Source organism: Enterobacter cloacae complex sp. CARB60 (assembly GCF_036487345.1).
Lineage (GTDB): Bacteria > Pseudomonadota > Gammaproteobacteria > Enterobacterales > Enterobacteriaceae > Enterobacter > Enterobacter asburiae_D.
The window spans coordinates 1,038,405-1,053,643 of sequence record NZ_JAZKLC010000002.1 but is presented as its reverse complement, the minus strand read 5'-3'; the positions used below and the strand labels follow the sequence as shown (position 1 = coordinate 1,053,643).

General features: G+C 53.5%; 13 protein-coding genes, 1 tRNA gene, 1 rRNA gene and 1 other annotated feature. Of the genes, 7 read left to right on the top strand and 8 right to left on the bottom strand.

The window, feature by feature from the left end; all coding sequences use genetic code 11:
* Positions 1-164: 164 nt before the first annotated feature.
* The 5 genes from V4835_RS06190 to rluD all read right to left on the bottom strand — a co-directional run bounded on the left by V4835_RS06190 (position 165) and on the right by rluD (position 6,706).
* A tRNA-Glu gene (locus V4835_RS06190) sits at positions 165-240 on the bottom strand.
* 85 nt (positions 241-325) lie between these two features.
* Positions 326-1,865, bottom strand: a 16S ribosomal RNA gene (locus tag V4835_RS06185).
* A gap of 429 nt (positions 1,866-2,294) precedes the next feature.
* Complete coding sequence (gene clpB / locus V4835_RS06180; RefSeq protein WP_331411541.1) at positions 2,295-4,868, bottom strand: ATP-dependent chaperone ClpB; 2,574 nt, start codon at positions 4,866-4,868, stop codon at positions 2,295-2,297.
* 129 nt (positions 4,869-4,997) lie between these two features.
* On the bottom strand, positions 4,998-5,729 hold the full coding sequence (gene yfiH, locus V4835_RS06175) for a purine nucleoside phosphorylase YfiH (RefSeq protein WP_059347777.1): 732 nt from the start codon (positions 5,727-5,729) through the stop codon (positions 4,998-5,000).
* Positions 5,726-6,706 (bottom strand): 23S rRNA pseudouridine(1911/1915/1917) synthase RluD, encoded by a 981-nt coding sequence (gene rluD, locus V4835_RS06170; protein WP_023308866.1) that lies wholly within the window; start codon positions 6,704-6,706, stop codon positions 5,726-5,728. Before rluD ends, yfiH begins: the two co-directional genes overlap by 4 nt.
* A gap of 131 nt (positions 6,707-6,837) precedes the next feature.
* Between rluD and bamD the strand changes: the two genes are divergently transcribed.
* From bamD to pheA, 4 genes are all read left to right on the top strand, one after another.
* Positions 6,838-7,575, top strand: coding sequence for an outer membrane protein assembly factor BamD (gene bamD, locus V4835_RS06165; protein WP_063144127.1), 738 nt, complete (start codon positions 6,838-6,840; stop codon positions 7,573-7,575).
* 268 nt (positions 7,576-7,843) lie between these two features.
* On the top strand, positions 7,844-8,185 hold the full coding sequence (gene raiA / locus V4835_RS06160) for a ribosome-associated translation inhibitor RaiA (RefSeq protein ID WP_003863162.1): 342 nt from the start codon (positions 7,844-7,846) through the stop codon (positions 8,183-8,185).
* Positions 8,186-8,295: 110 nt separating this feature from the next.
* Positions 8,296-8,421: a sequence feature (Phe leader region), on the top strand.
* Positions 8,297-8,344, top strand: a complete 48-nt coding sequence (pheL, locus tag V4835_RS06155; protein ID WP_100249759.1) for a pheA operon leader peptide PheL — start codon at positions 8,297-8,299, stop codon at positions 8,342-8,344. Its footprint overlaps the feature before it by 48 nt.
* A gap of 30 nt (positions 8,422-8,451) precedes the next feature.
* Positions 8,452-9,612 (top strand): bifunctional chorismate mutase/prephenate dehydratase, encoded by a 1,161-nt coding sequence (pheA, locus tag V4835_RS06150; protein ID WP_331411538.1) that lies wholly within the window; start codon positions 8,452-8,454, stop codon positions 9,610-9,612.
* Here the strand turns inward: pheA and V4835_RS06145 are convergent.
* From V4835_RS06145 to aroF, 3 genes are read right to left on the bottom strand one after another with little or no spacing between them, the layout of a single operon-like run.
* Entirely contained in the window at positions 9,609-10,481 is an 873-nt protein-coding gene (locus V4835_RS06145) for an SMP-30/gluconolactonase/LRE family protein (RefSeq protein WP_331411537.1), read from the bottom strand. The genes pheA and V4835_RS06145 overlap by 4 nt on opposite strands.
* Before the next feature lie 60 nt (positions 10,482-10,541).
* Positions 10,542-11,663, bottom strand: a complete 1,122-nt coding sequence (tyrA, locus tag V4835_RS06140; RefSeq protein WP_331411536.1) for a bifunctional chorismate mutase/prephenate dehydrogenase — start codon at positions 11,661-11,663, stop codon at positions 10,542-10,544.
* 10 nt (positions 11,664-11,673) lie between these two features.
* On the bottom strand, positions 11,674-12,744 hold the full coding sequence (gene aroF / locus V4835_RS06135; RefSeq protein WP_023308871.1) for a 3-deoxy-7-phosphoheptulonate synthase AroF: 1,071 nt from the start codon (positions 12,742-12,744) through the stop codon (positions 11,674-11,676).
* Positions 12,745-12,958: 214 nt separating this feature from the next.
* On the opposite strand from aroF, the gene V4835_RS06130 reads away from it, so the two are divergent.
* The 3 genes from V4835_RS06130 to dgcN all read left to right on the top strand — a co-directional run bounded on the left by V4835_RS06130 (position 12,959) and on the right by dgcN (position 15,236).
* The gene (locus V4835_RS06130) at positions 12,959-13,333 is read left to right on the top strand and encodes a DUF2799 domain-containing protein (RefSeq protein WP_063144131.1); all 375 of its coding nucleotides are present in this window, start codon (positions 12,959-12,961) and stop codon (positions 13,331-13,333) included.
* 138 nt (positions 13,334-13,471) lie between these two features.
* A complete protein-coding gene (locus tag V4835_RS06125; protein ID WP_228057921.1) occupies positions 13,472-14,023 on the top strand; it encodes a YfiR family protein in 552 nt (183 codons plus the stop codon).
* Positions 14,016-15,236, top strand: coding sequence for a diguanylate cyclase DgcN (gene dgcN, locus V4835_RS06120; RefSeq protein WP_331411533.1), 1,221 nt, complete (start codon positions 14,016-14,018; stop codon positions 15,234-15,236). The genes V4835_RS06125 and dgcN overlap by 8 nt, the downstream gene beginning before the upstream one ends.
* The last annotated feature ends 3 nt before the right edge of the window (positions 15,237-15,239 follow it).

The following is a 15,239-nucleotide window of genomic DNA, read 5'->3' as shown; positions in this document are numbered from 1 at the left end:
CATCATCAAATTGCGAAAATTTGAGAGACTCGAACACACATAACATGTGTGTCGTTTCAATTTTCAGCTTGATCCAGATTTTTAAAGAGCAAATATCTCAAACGTCACCCGAAGATGAGTTTTGAGATATTAAGGCAGGTGACTTTCACTCACGAACCAGCAAGTGGCGTCCCCTAGGGGATTCGAACCCCTGTTACCGCCGTGAAAGGGCGGTGTCCTGGGCCTCTAGACGAAGGGGACACTGAAGTCTCAATCGCAAGACGCCTTGCTATTTACTTTTCATCAGACAATCTGTGTGAGCACTACAAAGGCAGGTTCTTTAAGGTAAGGAGGTGATCCAACCGCAGGTTCCCCTACGGTTACCTTGTTACGACTTCACCCCAGTCATGAATCACAAAGTGGTAAGCGCCCTCCCGAAGGTTAAGCTACCTACTTCTTTTGCAACCCACTCCCATGGTGTGACGGGCGGTGTGTACAAGGCCCGGGAACGTATTCACCGTAGCATTCTGATCTACGATTACTAGCGATTCCGACTTCATGGAGTCGAGTTGCAGACTCCAATCCGGACTACGACGCACTTTATGAGGTCCGCTTGCTCTCGCGAGGTCGCTTCTCTTTGTATGCGCCATTGTAGCACGTGTGTAGCCCTACTCGTAAGGGCCATGATGACTTGACGTCATCCCCACCTTCCTCCAGTTTATCACTGGCAGTCTCCTTTGAGTTCCCGGCCGGACCGCTGGCAACAAAGGATAAGGGTTGCGCTCGTTGCGGGACTTAACCCAACATTTCACAACACGAGCTGACGACAGCCATGCAGCACCTGTCTCAGAGTTCCCGAAGGCACCAAAGCATCTCTGCTAAGTTCTCTGGATGTCAAGAGTAGGTAAGGTTCTTCGCGTTGCATCGAATTAAACCACATGCTCCACCGCTTGTGCGGGCCCCCGTCAATTCATTTGAGTTTTAACCTTGCGGCCGTACTCCCCAGGCGGTCGACTTAACGCGTTAGCTCCGGAAGCCACGCCTCAAGGGCACAACCTCCAAGTCGACATCGTTTACGGCGTGGACTACCAGGGTATCTAATCCTGTTTGCTCCCCACGCTTTCGCACCTGAGCGTCAGTCTTTGTCCAGGGGGCCGCCTTCGCCACCGGTATTCCTCCAGATCTCTACGCATTTCACCGCTACACCTGGAATTCTACCCCCCTCTACAAGACTCTAGCCTGCCAGTTTCGAATGCAGTTCCCAGGTTGAGCCCGGGGATTTCACATCCGACTTGACAGACCGCCTGCGTGCGCTTTACGCCCAGTAATTCCGATTAACGCTTGCACCCTCCGTATTACCGCGGCTGCTGGCACGGAGTTAGCCGGTGCTTCTTCTGCGGGTAACGTCAATTGCTGAGGTTATTAACCTCAACACCTTCCTCCCCGCTGAAAGTACTTTACAACCCGAAGGCCTTCTTCATACACGCGGCATGGCTGCATCAGGCTTGCGCCCATTGTGCAATATTCCCCACTGCTGCCTCCCGTAGGAGTCTGGACCGTGTCTCAGTTCCAGTGTGGCTGGTCATCCTCTCAGACCAGCTAGGGATCGTCGCCTAGGTGAGCCGTTACCCCACCTACTAGCTAATCCCATCTGGGCACATCTGATGGCAAGAGGCCCGAAGGTCCCCCTCTTTGGTCTTGCGACGTTATGCGGTATTAGCTACCGTTTCCAGTAGTTATCCCCCTCCATCAGGCAGTTTCCCAGACATTACTCACCCGTCCGCCGCTCGTCACCCAGGAGCAAGCTCCCTGTGCTACCGCTCGACTTGCATGTGTTAGGCCTGCCGCCAGCGTTCAATCTGAGCCATGATCAAACTCTTCAATTTAAGTTTGATGCTCGTGAATTAAACTTCGTAATGAATTACGTATGTTCACTCAGAGACTTGGTATTCATTTATTGTCCGAAGACATTAAGAATCCATGTCACTTTGAGTGCCCACACAGATTGTCTGATAAATTGTTAAAGAGCAGTGCCGCTTCGCTTTTTCGCAGCGGCGCGGGGTGTGCATATTACGCTTTCCCGCTTCAGAGTCAAGCGTTTATTTTCGCTTTTCTCTGTTGACCCGGCGGCGTGTGTGCCGTTGTTCCGTGTCAGTGGAGGCGCATTATAGGGAGTAATTCCGAACCTGCAAGGATAAAGTTAAATTTATTTACTGACTGCTCACTTTCCAGGCAAAACTAACTCCAGACCTCAATTTTCGCCTGGTTTTTAAACAAAAACGAGCCGCAAGCGGCTCGTTTTTGCGTTTTGTGACTTACTGCACTGCCACAATGCGATCGTCGTTGGCTTCCAGACGGATAACTTTGCCTGGGATCAACTCTCCGGAGAGGATCTGCTGCGCCAGTGGGTTTTCGATCTGCTGCTGGATAGCACGCTTCAATGGACGTGCACCGTACACCGGATCGTAACCATTCTCGCTCAGCAGCTTCAGCGCCTCGTCGGAGATGTGAATTTCATACCCACGCTCTTCCAGACGTTTATACAGACGCTGCAGCTGGATCTGTGCAATCGACGCAATGTGTTTCTCACCAAGAGGATGGAAGACCACCACTTCATCAATACGGTTGATGAACTCCGGACGGAAGTTTTGGCTCACGACCGCCAGCACCAGATCCTTCATATGGCTATAGTCCAGTTCGCCGAAACGTTCCTGAATCAAATCGGAACCCAGGTTAGAGGTCATAATGACAACCGTATTACGGAAGTCGACCGTTCTCCCCTGCCCGTCGGTCAGACGGCCATCATCCAGCACCTGAAGCAGGATGTTGAACACATCCGGATGCGCTTTTTCCACTTCATCCAGCAGGATGACGGAATAAGGGCGACGGCGAACCGCTTCTGTCAGATAGCCACCTTCTTCATAACCAACGTATCCCGGAGGCGCACCGACCAGACGTGAGACGGAGTGTTTCTCCATAAACTCAGACATGTCGATACGCACCATCGCATCGTCGCTGTCGAACATAAAGTTTGCCAGCGCTTTACACAGCTCGGTTTTACCGACACCCGTCGGCCCCAGGAACAGGAACGAACCAATCGGGCGGTTTGGATCGGACAGCCCCGCTCGGCTACGGCGAATAGCGTTCGATACCGCCTCAACCGCTTCGTTCTGACCAATCACCCGATTGTGGAGATCTTGCTCCATGCGCAGCAGTTTTTCACGCTCGCCTTCCAGCATGCGCGCCACCGGAATACCGGTCCAGCGAGCAAGCACTTCCGCGATTTCTGCATCCGTCACTTTATTACGTAACAGACGCATCGTTTTCCCTTCTGACTGCGTCGCTATCTCAAGCTGTTTTTCCAGCTCAGGAATTTTGCCGTACTGCAGTTCAGACATCCGCGCCAGATCGCCGACACGGCGAGCCTGCTCAATGGCAATTTTTGCCTGTTCGAGTTCTGCTTTGATCGTCTGGGTGCCGGAAAGGGAAGCTTTCTCGGCTTTCCACTCTTCTTCCAGCTCAGAATACTGGCGCTCTTTATCGTCCAGTTCTTCATTGAGCATATCCAGGCGTTTCTTACTGGCTTCATCAGACTCTTTCTTCAGCGCCTGCTGCTCCAGCTTGAGCTGAATAATGCGTCGGTCGAGTCGGTCCAGCTCTTCCGGCTTCGAGTCAATCTGCATACGAATGCTTGATGCAGCTTCGTCGATCAGGTCAATCGCTTTGTCCGGCAGCTGACGGTCAGCGATATAACGATGCGAAAGCGTCGCCGCCGCAACGATGGCCGGGTCAGTAATTTGCACATGGTGGTGCAGCTCATAGCGCTCTTTCAGACCACGCAGGATCGCGATGGTATCTTCAACGCTTGGCTCAGCAACAAACACTTTCTGGAAGCGACGTTCCAGCGCAGCATCTTTCTCAATGTACTGACGATACTCGTCAAGCGTAGTGGCGCCGACGCAGTGAAGTTCACCGCGCGCCAGCGCAGGTTTCAGCATGTTCCCGGCATCCATCGCGCCGTCCGCTTTACCGGCACCGACCATGGTGTGCAGTTCGTCGATAAACAGGATAACGTTGCCTTCCTGCTTCGCCAGGTCGTTAAGCACGCCTTTGAGACGCTCTTCGAACTCGCCGCGGTATTTCGCACCGGCCACCAGCGCGCCCATATCCAGCGCCAGTACGCGGCGACCTTTCAGGCCTTCCGGCACTTCACCGTTGACGATACGCTGCGCCAGCCCTTCAACAATGGCGGTTTTACCGACGCCCGGCTCACCAATCAGCACCGGGTTGTTCTTGGTACGACGTTGCAGTACCTGAATTGTACGGCGAATTTCTTCATCACGGCCGATAACCGGGTCAAGTTTGCCCTGCTCAGCACGCTCGGTCAGATCGACCGTAAATTTCTTCAAAGCCTGACGTTGGTCTTCGGCTCCCTGATCGTTCACGCTTTCACCTCCGCGCATTTTCTCAATCGCCTGAGTCACATTGGCGGTGGTCGCACCGGCAGATTTCAGCAGGTCGGTCAAGGTACCGCGTGATTCAAGCGCCGCCAGAACAAACAGCTCTGACGAAATAAAGTTGTCCCCACGTTTTTGCGCCAGCTTGTCGCAAAGGTTCAGCACGCGTACCAGATCCTGCGACGGCTGAACGTCGCCGCCGGTACCTTCTACCTGCGGCAAACGGCTCAGCGCCTGATCGATAGCGGTGCGTAACTGGCCAGCATTAATGCCAGCGGACGTTAATAAAGGACGTACCGATCCCCCTTCCTGATTCAGCAAGGCGCTCATTAAATGAAGAGGTTCGATAAATTGGTTGTCGTGCCCCAGTGCGAGGGACTGGGCATCGGCGAGAGCAAGCTGGAATTTATTAGTAAGACGATCCAGACGCATAACTCCTCCCATAACAGGTCAAATTTGCTACTGGAGATTAAATGAGGTCATCCCTCAATTATTCAAGGTTAATGACCTGAATTATGTGAAAAGAAAACGGCACGTACCGGATCGTCTTGATTCTTTAGGTTATATCAGCCAAATGAAACTTGCCATACGTCCCGTGGTCTTGTCGCGACGATAGGAGAAAAAATCACCCTTTTCGGTGAATGTGCAGCGATCGCCGCCGAAGATCTGCGTCACGCCGACGTTATTCAGGCGCTGGCGGGCGAGCTGGTAAATATCGGCCAGATATTTATCCCCCGAAGGCAGGAAAGCTTCCACCGCTTGCGGATCTTTTTCCATAAAGGCTTCGCGCACCTCTGGCCCCACTTCAAAAGCACGAGGACCAATGGCCGGGCCAAGCCAGGCCATAATATTGGCGGGCTCATCGTTAAAGCAGGCGACGGTTTCTTCGAGCACGCCTTCACACAGACCACGCCAGCCCGCGTGTGCTGCTGCCACCTCGGTACCTGCACGGTTACAGAACAGAACCGGCAGACAATCGGCGGTCATCACGGCACAAACGGTTCCCGGAGTATTGCTGTAAGAGGCATCAGCGCGTTTAGAAGCATAGGGTTCCCCCGTCAACTTCAGTACCGCGTTACCATGAACCTGTTCCAGCCAGACCGGTTTCGACGGCAAGTTCCCCGCAGCAAACAGACGCCTGCGGTTCTCTTCAACGTGTTCCAGGTTGTCGCCACAGTGCGCACCGAGGTTCAAAGACTCCCACGCGCCCTGGCTAACACCGCCAATACGGGTTGAACTACAGGCAGCCACGCCCGCAGGCAATGGCCACTCCGGGACAATCAGTTTGGTCATAACCAGTCCACTTGATCCTTATGTTCTTCGAAATCAGCACGCATGGCGTCAATAAGGTCCACCATATCCTGCGGGATAGGCGCATGCCACTCCATCTGAATACCGGTGATAGGGTGATAAAGACGCAGCATGGTCGCGTGCAGCGCCTGACGATCGAATTTTCGCAATACGCTGATGAACTCATCCGATGCGCCTTTAGGCGGACGCGGACGACCGCCGTAGACCTGATCCCCCACCAGCGGATGGGTAATGTGGGCCATATGCACGCGGATCTGGTGAGTACGCCCGGTTTCCAGACGCAGACGCAGGCGCGTATGAATACGGAAGTGTTCCATAATGCGATAGTGCGTCACCGCCGGTTTACCCATCGGATGCACCGACATATGGGTACGTTTGGTTGGGTGACGGCTGATTGGCTCTTCCACCGTTCCGCCAGAGGTCATATGCCCAATGGCTACGGCTTCATACTCGCGGGTGATTTCGCGCAGCTGCAGCGACTCCACCAGACGGGTCTGAGCAGGAACGGTCTTCGCCACCACCATCAAGCCGGTGGTGTCTTTATCCAGACGGTGCACGATGCCCGCGCGCGGGACATCCGCGATCGGCGGATAGTAATGGAGAAGTGCGTTAAGTACCGTACCGTCAGGATTCCCCGCGCCCGGATGAACAACCAGGTCGCGCGGCTTATTGATCACCAGAATGTCATCATCTTCATAGACGATGTCCAGTGGGATATCCTGCGGCTCGAAGCGGATTTCCTCTTCGATTTCAGCATTGATGGCGACAGCTTCCCCACCTAACACTTTCTCTTTTGGTTTGTCCCAGATCTTGCCGTTTACCAGCACGCGCTGGTCAAGGATCCATTCTTTTATGCGTGAACGCGAATAATCAGGGAACAATTCGGCCAAAGCCTGATCTAAGCGTTGACCGAGCTGATTTTCGGAGACTGTTGCGGTGAGTTCTACTCGTTGTGCCATAAACTGCTTCTTCGTTTAACGTTGGGTTTTACGGCTTTGCCGTTTAATATAGTGTGCTATTGTAGCTGGTCTTAATCGGGAGCAGGAACAGAGTTTCTCCCGGACAAACATTTGAGGAAAGTCAAAACGTCATGACGCGCATGAAATATCTGGTGGCAGCGGCCACGTTGAGCCTGGCTTTGGTGGGCTGCTCCGGTTCAAATGAACAGGTCCCTGACAATCCGCCGAATGAAATCTATGCGACTGCACAACAAAAGTTGCAGGACGGTAACTGGAAACAGGCGATAACGCAACTGGAAGCGTTGGATAATCGCTATCCATTTGGTCCGTATTCGCAGCAGGTACAGTTAGATCTCATCTATGCATACTATAAAAATGCCGATCTGCCGCTGGCTCAGGCAACCATCGATCGTTTCATACGTCTGAACCCGACTCATCCTAACATCGACTATGTGATGTACATGCGCGGCCTCACCAACATGGCGCTGGACGACAGTGCGCTGCAGGGCTTCTTCGGCGTGGATCGTTCAGACCGTGACCCGCAGCATGCGCGTGATGCCTTCAATGACTTCTCCAAGCTGGTGCGCGGCTATCCGAACAGTCAGTACGTGACCGACGCCACCAAACGTCTGGTGTTCCTGAAAGATCGTCTGGCGAAATATGAATACTCCGTAGCGGAATACTATACCCGCCGTGGCGCATGGGTTGCCGTGGTTAACCGCGTAGAAGGTATGCTGCGTGATTATCCGGATACTCAGGCAACGCGCGACGGCCTGAAGCTGATGGAAAACGCTTACCGTCAGATGCAGATGACAGCTCAGGCTGAAAAAGTGGCGAAAATCATCGCCGCGAACAGCAGCAACACCTGATCTTGCCTCAATGCAAAACGGCAGCCCGAAGGCTGCCGTTTTTTTATTCATTTTAGCGCGTCGCTGAACCACGTTAGCCCCAACACATCCAGTCAACTATGGCCCCAATTTTTGCCTTCGACAAGGTAAATCTCACCTCTTCCTGCCCTGCCTCACAAAAAAGATTCCCTGACAAAAACCGACAAAATAACGTGATCTAAATCACACATTTTGACATTAGGTCGGGTATGCTGGAATCACCAAGACGGAAAGACAAGAGGTAAAATTTATGACAATGAACATTACCAGTAAACAAATGGAAATTACTCCGGCAATCCGCCAGCACGTCGCAGACCGTCTCGCCAAACTGGATAAATGGCAAACTCATTTGATTAATCCACATATCATCCTGTCCAAGGAGCCGCAGGGTTTCATCGCTGACGCAACTATCAATACTCCAAACGGCCATCTGGTCGCCAGCGCAAAACACGAGGATATGTACACCGCGATTAACGATTTGATCAACAAGCTGGAACGGCAGCTCAATAAAGTGCAACACAAAGGTGAAGCCCGTCGCGCCGCAACATCGGTGAAAGACGCCAGCTTCGCGGAAGAAGTTGAAGAAGAGTAATCCTTTAAATTGAGTGTACCGCCAACGCGCCTTCGGGCGCGTTTTTTGTTTTTTATTGACAGGGTGAAAACAGTACGGGTACTTTAACGGTATCAATCACAGGATGACTTCATGAAACTTACGCCGTTCTTCTTCGCATTCTTTTTTACCTTCCCCTGACTGGGAGGCGTTTCGTCGTGTGATAAAGAATGCGAAGACGAACAACAAGGCCTCCCACAGCGGGAGGCCTTTTTTATTGATAACGATAAAATGAGACAGGCAACACTATGACACCGGAAAACCCGTTACTGGATCTGCGCGTAAAAATCAGCGCGCTGGACGAGAAATTACTGGCGCTGCTGGCCGAACGCCGCACGCTCGCCGTCGAAGTGGGTAAAGCCAAGCTGGACTCCCATCGCCCGGTACGTGATATCGACCGCGAGCGCGATCTGCTGGAGCGGCTGATCCAGCTCGGTAAAGCGCATCACCTCGATGCCCACTACATCACCCGGTTGTTCCAGCTCATCATCGAAGACTCCGTTCTCACCCAGCAAGCGTTACTCCAGCAGCATCTGAACAAAACCAATCCGCACTCTGCGCGTATCGCCTTCCTCGGTCCGAAGGGCTCTTATTCTCACCTGGCCGCACGTCAGTATGCCGCACGCCATTTCGAAGAATTTATCGAGAGCGGCTGTGCGAAGTTTGCCGACATATTTAATCAGGTTGAGACCGGCCAGGCGGATTACGCCGTGGTGCCTATTGAGAACACCAGCTCCGGCGCCATTAATGATGTCTACGATTTGCTGCAGCACACCAGCCTGTCGCTGGTTGGCGAGCTGACGATCCCAATCGACCACTGCGTGCTGGTTTCCGGCTCAACCGACCTGAGCAAGATCGAAACGGTCTACAGTCATCCACAGCCGTTCCAGCAGTGCAGCCAGTTCCTGAACCGCTATCCGAACTGGAAAATTGAATACACCGAAAGCACCTCGGCGGCGATGGAAAAAGTGGCGCAGGCTAACTCCCCAACCGTCGCTGCGCTCGGCAGCGAAGCGGGCGGCGCGCTGTATGGTTTACAGGTACTGGAACGCAATCTGGCAAACCAGACGCAAAACATCACCCGTTTCGTGGTGCTGGCGCGTAAAGCTATTGATGTCTCGGATCAGGTTCCGGCTAAAACGACCCTGCTGATGGCCACCGGCCAGCAGGCCGGTGCGCTGGTTGAAGCCCTGCTGGTGCTGCGTAATCACAATCTGATCATGACGAAGCTGGAATCACGTCCGATTCACGGTAATCCGTGGGAAGAGATGTTCTACCTTGATATCCAGGCCAACCTGGAATCTGCATCCATGCAGAAAGCCCTGCGCGAACTGGGCGAGATCACGCGCTCCATGAAGGTGCTGGGCTGCTATCCGAGCGAGAACGTGGTCCCGGTTGACCCGGCTTAACGTTCGATAAACCGGCTTTTCTTCATCCCTGCCACGCTGACAGGCAGGGTGAAGATGGCGCCGGAGAGCGGATACTTCGCCACCTCCTCCGCATCCATATTTTCCCGCGTGGTGGTAATGAACAGCGTTTTCATATCATCACCGCCAAAACAGACCATCGTCGGGCAACGCACCGGCATGCGGTACTCTTCCAGTTGCTCCCCTTGCGGAGAAAAACGCGCAATACCCCAGCCGTCAAACAGCGCGCTCCAGTAGCAACCTTCCACATCCATGGCCGCGCCGTCCGGTATGCCTTCGCCCTCTTTAAACTGACGAAACACCTCACGCCTGCCGGGTTCGCCCTGCTCGTCAAGCGGCGTGCGGTAAATAACGCCGTTTGGCGTGTCTGAGATAAACATCCACCGCTTGTCCGGGCTAAACGCTAAGCCGTTGTGCCCATGAATATCGCACTGGATCACTTTCGGCGTCAGGTCGTTGTCGATGCGCATCAGCAACGCGCCGTTGTAATCTCCCGGCCCCCAAAACGTGCCCGCGTAGAACCGCCCCAGATAATCGGTGCCGCCGTCGTTAAAACGTGCAAGCTGCGGGTTAGAGGGGTTATCACACACCTTGCGGCGCAGCAGGCCGTGTTTATCGGTCAGCCAGATACCCGTTCGCATCGCAACGATAAAACCACCCTGCTCGCGCAGCGCGAAACAGCCCACCTCCTCATGGAAAGAGAGCACGGTGTGTTCTGCCGTCGGCAGATGGTAGCGGTGGATCTCCCCTTCCAGAATATCGGCCCAGTAGAGCGCGTGTTCTTCTTCGCTCCACGTCGGGCATTCAGGCAGATGCCCGGTGTAATTCAACAGCAGCTGCGGTTCGGCCATGACAGTTCCCCAAAATAAAAAAAGCCAGCATTGCTGGCTTTCAGTATATACATCATCGCATTACTGGCGACTGTCATTTGCCTGGCGCAACAGCGTCCGGCTCTCACTCTGGAAACGCTGCGCGTAATCGCCAAACCAGTGCTCAACCTTGCGGAAGCTGTCGATAAACGCCTGCTTGTCTCCGTGCTCCAGCAGCGTAATGGCTTCACCAAAGCGCTGATAGTAGCGCTTGATGAGCGCCAGGTTGTTCTCGGAGGACATAATAATGTCCGCGTAAAGCTGCGGATCCTGAGCAAACAGGCGCCCGACCATCGCCAGCTCCAGACGATAGATAGGTGAAGAGAGCGCTAGCAGCTGTTCAAGCTGCACGTTCTCTTCCGCCAGATGCAGACCGTAAGCAAACGTCGCAAAGTGGCGCAGCGCCTGAATGAACGCCATGTTCTGATCGTGCTCGACCGCGCTGATGCGGTGCAGTCGCGCCCCCCATACCTGAATCTGTTCCAGGAACCACTGATAGGCTTCCGGCTGACGACCGTCGCAGTAAACCACCACCTGCTTTGCCAGGCTGCCGCTGTCCGGGCCAAACATCGGGTGTAGACCCAGCACCGGGCCCGTATGTGCAGCCAGCATGGCCTGCAGCGGACCATTTTTGACGGAGGCCAGATCCACCAGGATGCAGTCTTTCGGTAAAGGAGGCAGCTTTTCGATGATCTGCTCCGTCACGTGGATCGGCACGCTGACGATAACCATCCCGGCATCTTTCATAAGTTCCGGAGCATGCGCCCAGTCCTCTTTTTCCAGAATGCGCACCTGATAGCCAGAAAGCGTCAGCATTTTTTCAAACAGACGCCCCATCTGTCCTGCCCCGCCGACAATCACCACCGGACGCAGGGACGGACAGAGGGTTTTGAAGCCCTTGTCGTTTTCGCTGGAATAGGACTCCCGCATCACGCGACGCAGAACATCCTCAATCAGATTTGGCGAAACGCCCAGCGCCTGCGCCTCTTTACGACGGGAGGCCAGCATTGAGGCTTCGCGCTCCGGGACGTAAATCGGCAGGCCGTATTTGCTTTTCACCTCACCGACTTCGGCAACCAGCGCCATGCGGCGCGCCAGCAGGTCCAGCAGCGCCTTATCTACTTCATCAATTTGATCGCGCAGTGCGGTCAATTCAGCAACCATAACAAACCTCTTAAGCCAGACGCGTCGCCAGCTGGCCGTTCAAATCTTTGTGGATCTCACGCAGCAGCGCATCGGTCGTCTCCCAGCTGATGCAGGCATCCGTCACGGAGACGCCGTGCTTCATTGCGCTGCGCGGTTGTTCAGATGACTGATTGCCTTCATGAATGTTGCTCTCAATCATCAGACCGATAATCGAACGGTTGCCATCTTTGATCTGTGCGATCACGGATTCCGCAACCGCAGGCTGGCGACGGTAATCTTTATTCGAATTACCATGACTGCAATCTACCATCAGTGCCGGGCGCAGTCCCGCCTGCTCCATCTCTTTTTCACACTGCGCCACGTCCGCCGGGCTGTAGTTAGGTGCTTTCCCGCCGCGCAGGATCACATGGCCGTCCGGGTTACCCTGCGTTTGCAGGAGGCATACCTGGCCCGCCTGGTTAATACCGACGAAACGGTGCGGCATGGCGGCAGCGCGCATGGCGTTGATCGCCGTCGCCAGGCTGCCATCGGTACCGTTTTTAAAGCCAACCGGCATCGACAGGCCAGACGCCATCTCGCGGTGGGTTTGTGATTCCGTGGTACGCGCACCAATCGCGGACCAGCTGAACAGATCGCCCAGGTACTGCGGGCTGTTTGGATCCAGCGCTTCGGTTGCCAGCGGCAGCCCCATGCTAACCAGCTCCACCAGCAGGCGACGAGCAATCTTCAGGCCTGCTTCCACATCAAACGAGCCATCCATGTGCGGATCGTTAATCAACCCTTTCCAGCCGACGGTCGTACGCGGCTTCTCAAAATAGACGCGCATCACCAGATAGAGGCTATCGCTGACCTCCTCCGCTAATGCTTTAAATCGACGAGCGTACTCAATGGCGGTTTCAGGATCGTGAATAGAGCAAGGACCGCATACCACCAGCAGGCGCGGATCGCGGCCGGCGATAATGTCAGAAATGGTCTGGCGAGAGTGCTCGATCTGAGCCTCCTGCGCGACGCTCAGCGGGAATTCTGCTTTCAGCTGATCCGGAGTGATTAAAACCTGTTCGTCAGTGATATGTACGTTGTTCAGCGCGTCTTTTTGCATGATGGCGATCCTGTAAAGCTCGTTTGCGATAGTTGTTTTCCTCAATGAGGTGAAACCACGATACCATAAAAAGTAAACATTTCAATCCAAAATACGTACACATTAGTTTACACAAGCCAATTTATTGCAAAAATCAGCCGATAAAAACGTAAACTTTATATTACAGACAGATTTTCTTTAGCCAGGCTATGCTGAAGAAAAAAGGAGAATGGTTATGCGTTCAATTGCTCTCGCGCTGTTGTCGCTGTTTTTAACGGGCTGTCAGATCAATCCTTACACCTTCCAGCCCGACTGGACCAGCCCATCCTGGTTTGATGCCGGTAAAGAAGACGCCATGAATGGCCTGCCGGTTAAAGATAACCAGGCCCTGGCCGATAGTTTTAACGACACACACGTTGATCGTAGTGAATATCTTCGCGGCTATGCCGATGGTCAGAAGAAAGTCTGTGAAGAAGGGTTTATTCACGCGTGGGGATTAGCCGGCAAATCTTTCCCTGCCAGCTGCGATACTGCCGAAAACGCGACAAAACTGCGTGCGTCATGGCAGAAAGGGATGGATGAAAGTATGCAATCCAGCAGGCTGAATTAAGGCTATTTTTATCCACCGGAAAATAAACAACAGTAGGATTTAGCTTAGGTCGGCCTCAGGCTATTTCTGACATAATGACGGCTCTGACAAACAATGGTATTCTGCCCGCAACTCTTAAGGACATCTATTTCCGGAGCGATGTGGCGGATTCTGGTGAGAAATTTATTCTTGATCTCTTTTTTCCGACTCACTCTGGTGTTAATGCTGTTCCTTATGGTGGGCCCTGCGGCGGCAGGCACACTTACGGAAACGGATAAATCGGTACGTTCGATTGTCTCAGGCATTGTGAGCTATACGCGATGGCCGTCACTTTCCGGGCAGCCTAAACTTTGCGTCTACGCCACTTCTCACTATACGCACGCCCTCAGCGGCGATGAAGGCCATAGCGAGTTACCTTATACTCCCGTTATTGTACGTAACGATCGGGAAGCCCTGGCCGCTACGTGCGATGCAATTTATTTCGGGTCAGAATCACCGGCAAAACAACTTGAATTAATAAGTCAATATCAGGGCAGAGCATTGCTATTAATCTCAGAGCAAAATCCGGAATGCGTAATTGGCAGTGCCTTTTGCCTGATAATCGATCGCGGCCAGGTTCGGTTCTCCGTCAATCTGGATGCATTGACGCGCAGTGGCGTTAGAGTCAATCCGGATGTATTAATGCTTGCACGGAATAAGCAGCATGGATAAAGATTTCACTTCAACGCCGCGTCCGACGTTTAAAAGAACGTTGAGGCGAAACAGCATGATAAGCGTCATCATCACGATGACGTTAATATGGCTGTTGCTCTGTTTTGCTTCCGTCGTAACCTTAAAACAATACGCGCAAAAGAATCTCGAATTAACCGGCGCCACAATGAGCCACAGCCTGGAAGCCTCACTGGTCTTCAACGATTCCCTGGCGGCCAACGAAACGCTCGCAGCCCTGGGTAAACAGGGCCAGTTTGCCCAGGCCGAGGTTATCAACGCGCATAAAAAGCGGTTTGCCTACTGGTCCTGGAACCCGGAAGATAACAACGACACGCTGGGCGCGCTGGTCAGCCGCTGGCTTTTCCCCGTACCGGTTGCGCAGCCCATCATGCATAACGGTGCAATGATCGGCGAAATCCGCCTTACCGCGCGCGACAGTCTCATCAGTCATTTCATCTGGATGTCGTTTGCAGTGCTTACCGGCTGCATTCTTTTTGCTACCGCCGTCGCGCTCGCCATTACCCAGTCTTTGCATCACGGCATGGTCACGGCCCTGCAAAACATTACCGACGTTGTGCATGACGTTCGTACCAACCGCAACTTCTCCCGTCGGGTGAAAGACGGGCGTATCGAAGAATTTCACCAGTTTGGTGAAGACTTCAACAGCCTTCTGGATGAGATGGAAGAGTGGCAGCTGAAGCTCCAGGCGAAAAACGCCCAGCTGTTGCGCACCGCCATGCACGACCCGCTCACCGGTCTTGCCAACCGCGCTGCGTTTCGTAACAGCATTGCGGCCTTAATGAACGACCCTTCTGCCAAAATGAACTCGGCCCTGCTCTTCCTCGACGGTGATAATTTTAAGTTTATTAACGACACCTGGGGACACGCGGCGGGAGACTGCGTGCTGATTGAAGTCGCCAGCAGGATGATGGAGTTTGGCGACAAGCGTCACCAGGCATACCGCCTTGGCGGTGACGAATTCGCCATGGTGCTATACGGCGTTCACTCTGAGCTTGAGGTTCAACACATTTGTGCTGCGCTTTCGCAGCAGTTTATCCGTCCGTTTGATCTTCATAACGGACAAAAAGCATCAATGTCACTCAGCATTGGCTTTGCTCTGGCGTGGGAAAATGCTTCCGTGGAAGCGTTACTGGAGAGGGCTGACCGCAATATGTACCAGGTGAAAAACCAGCGTACGAAAACAATAAGTTAGAAA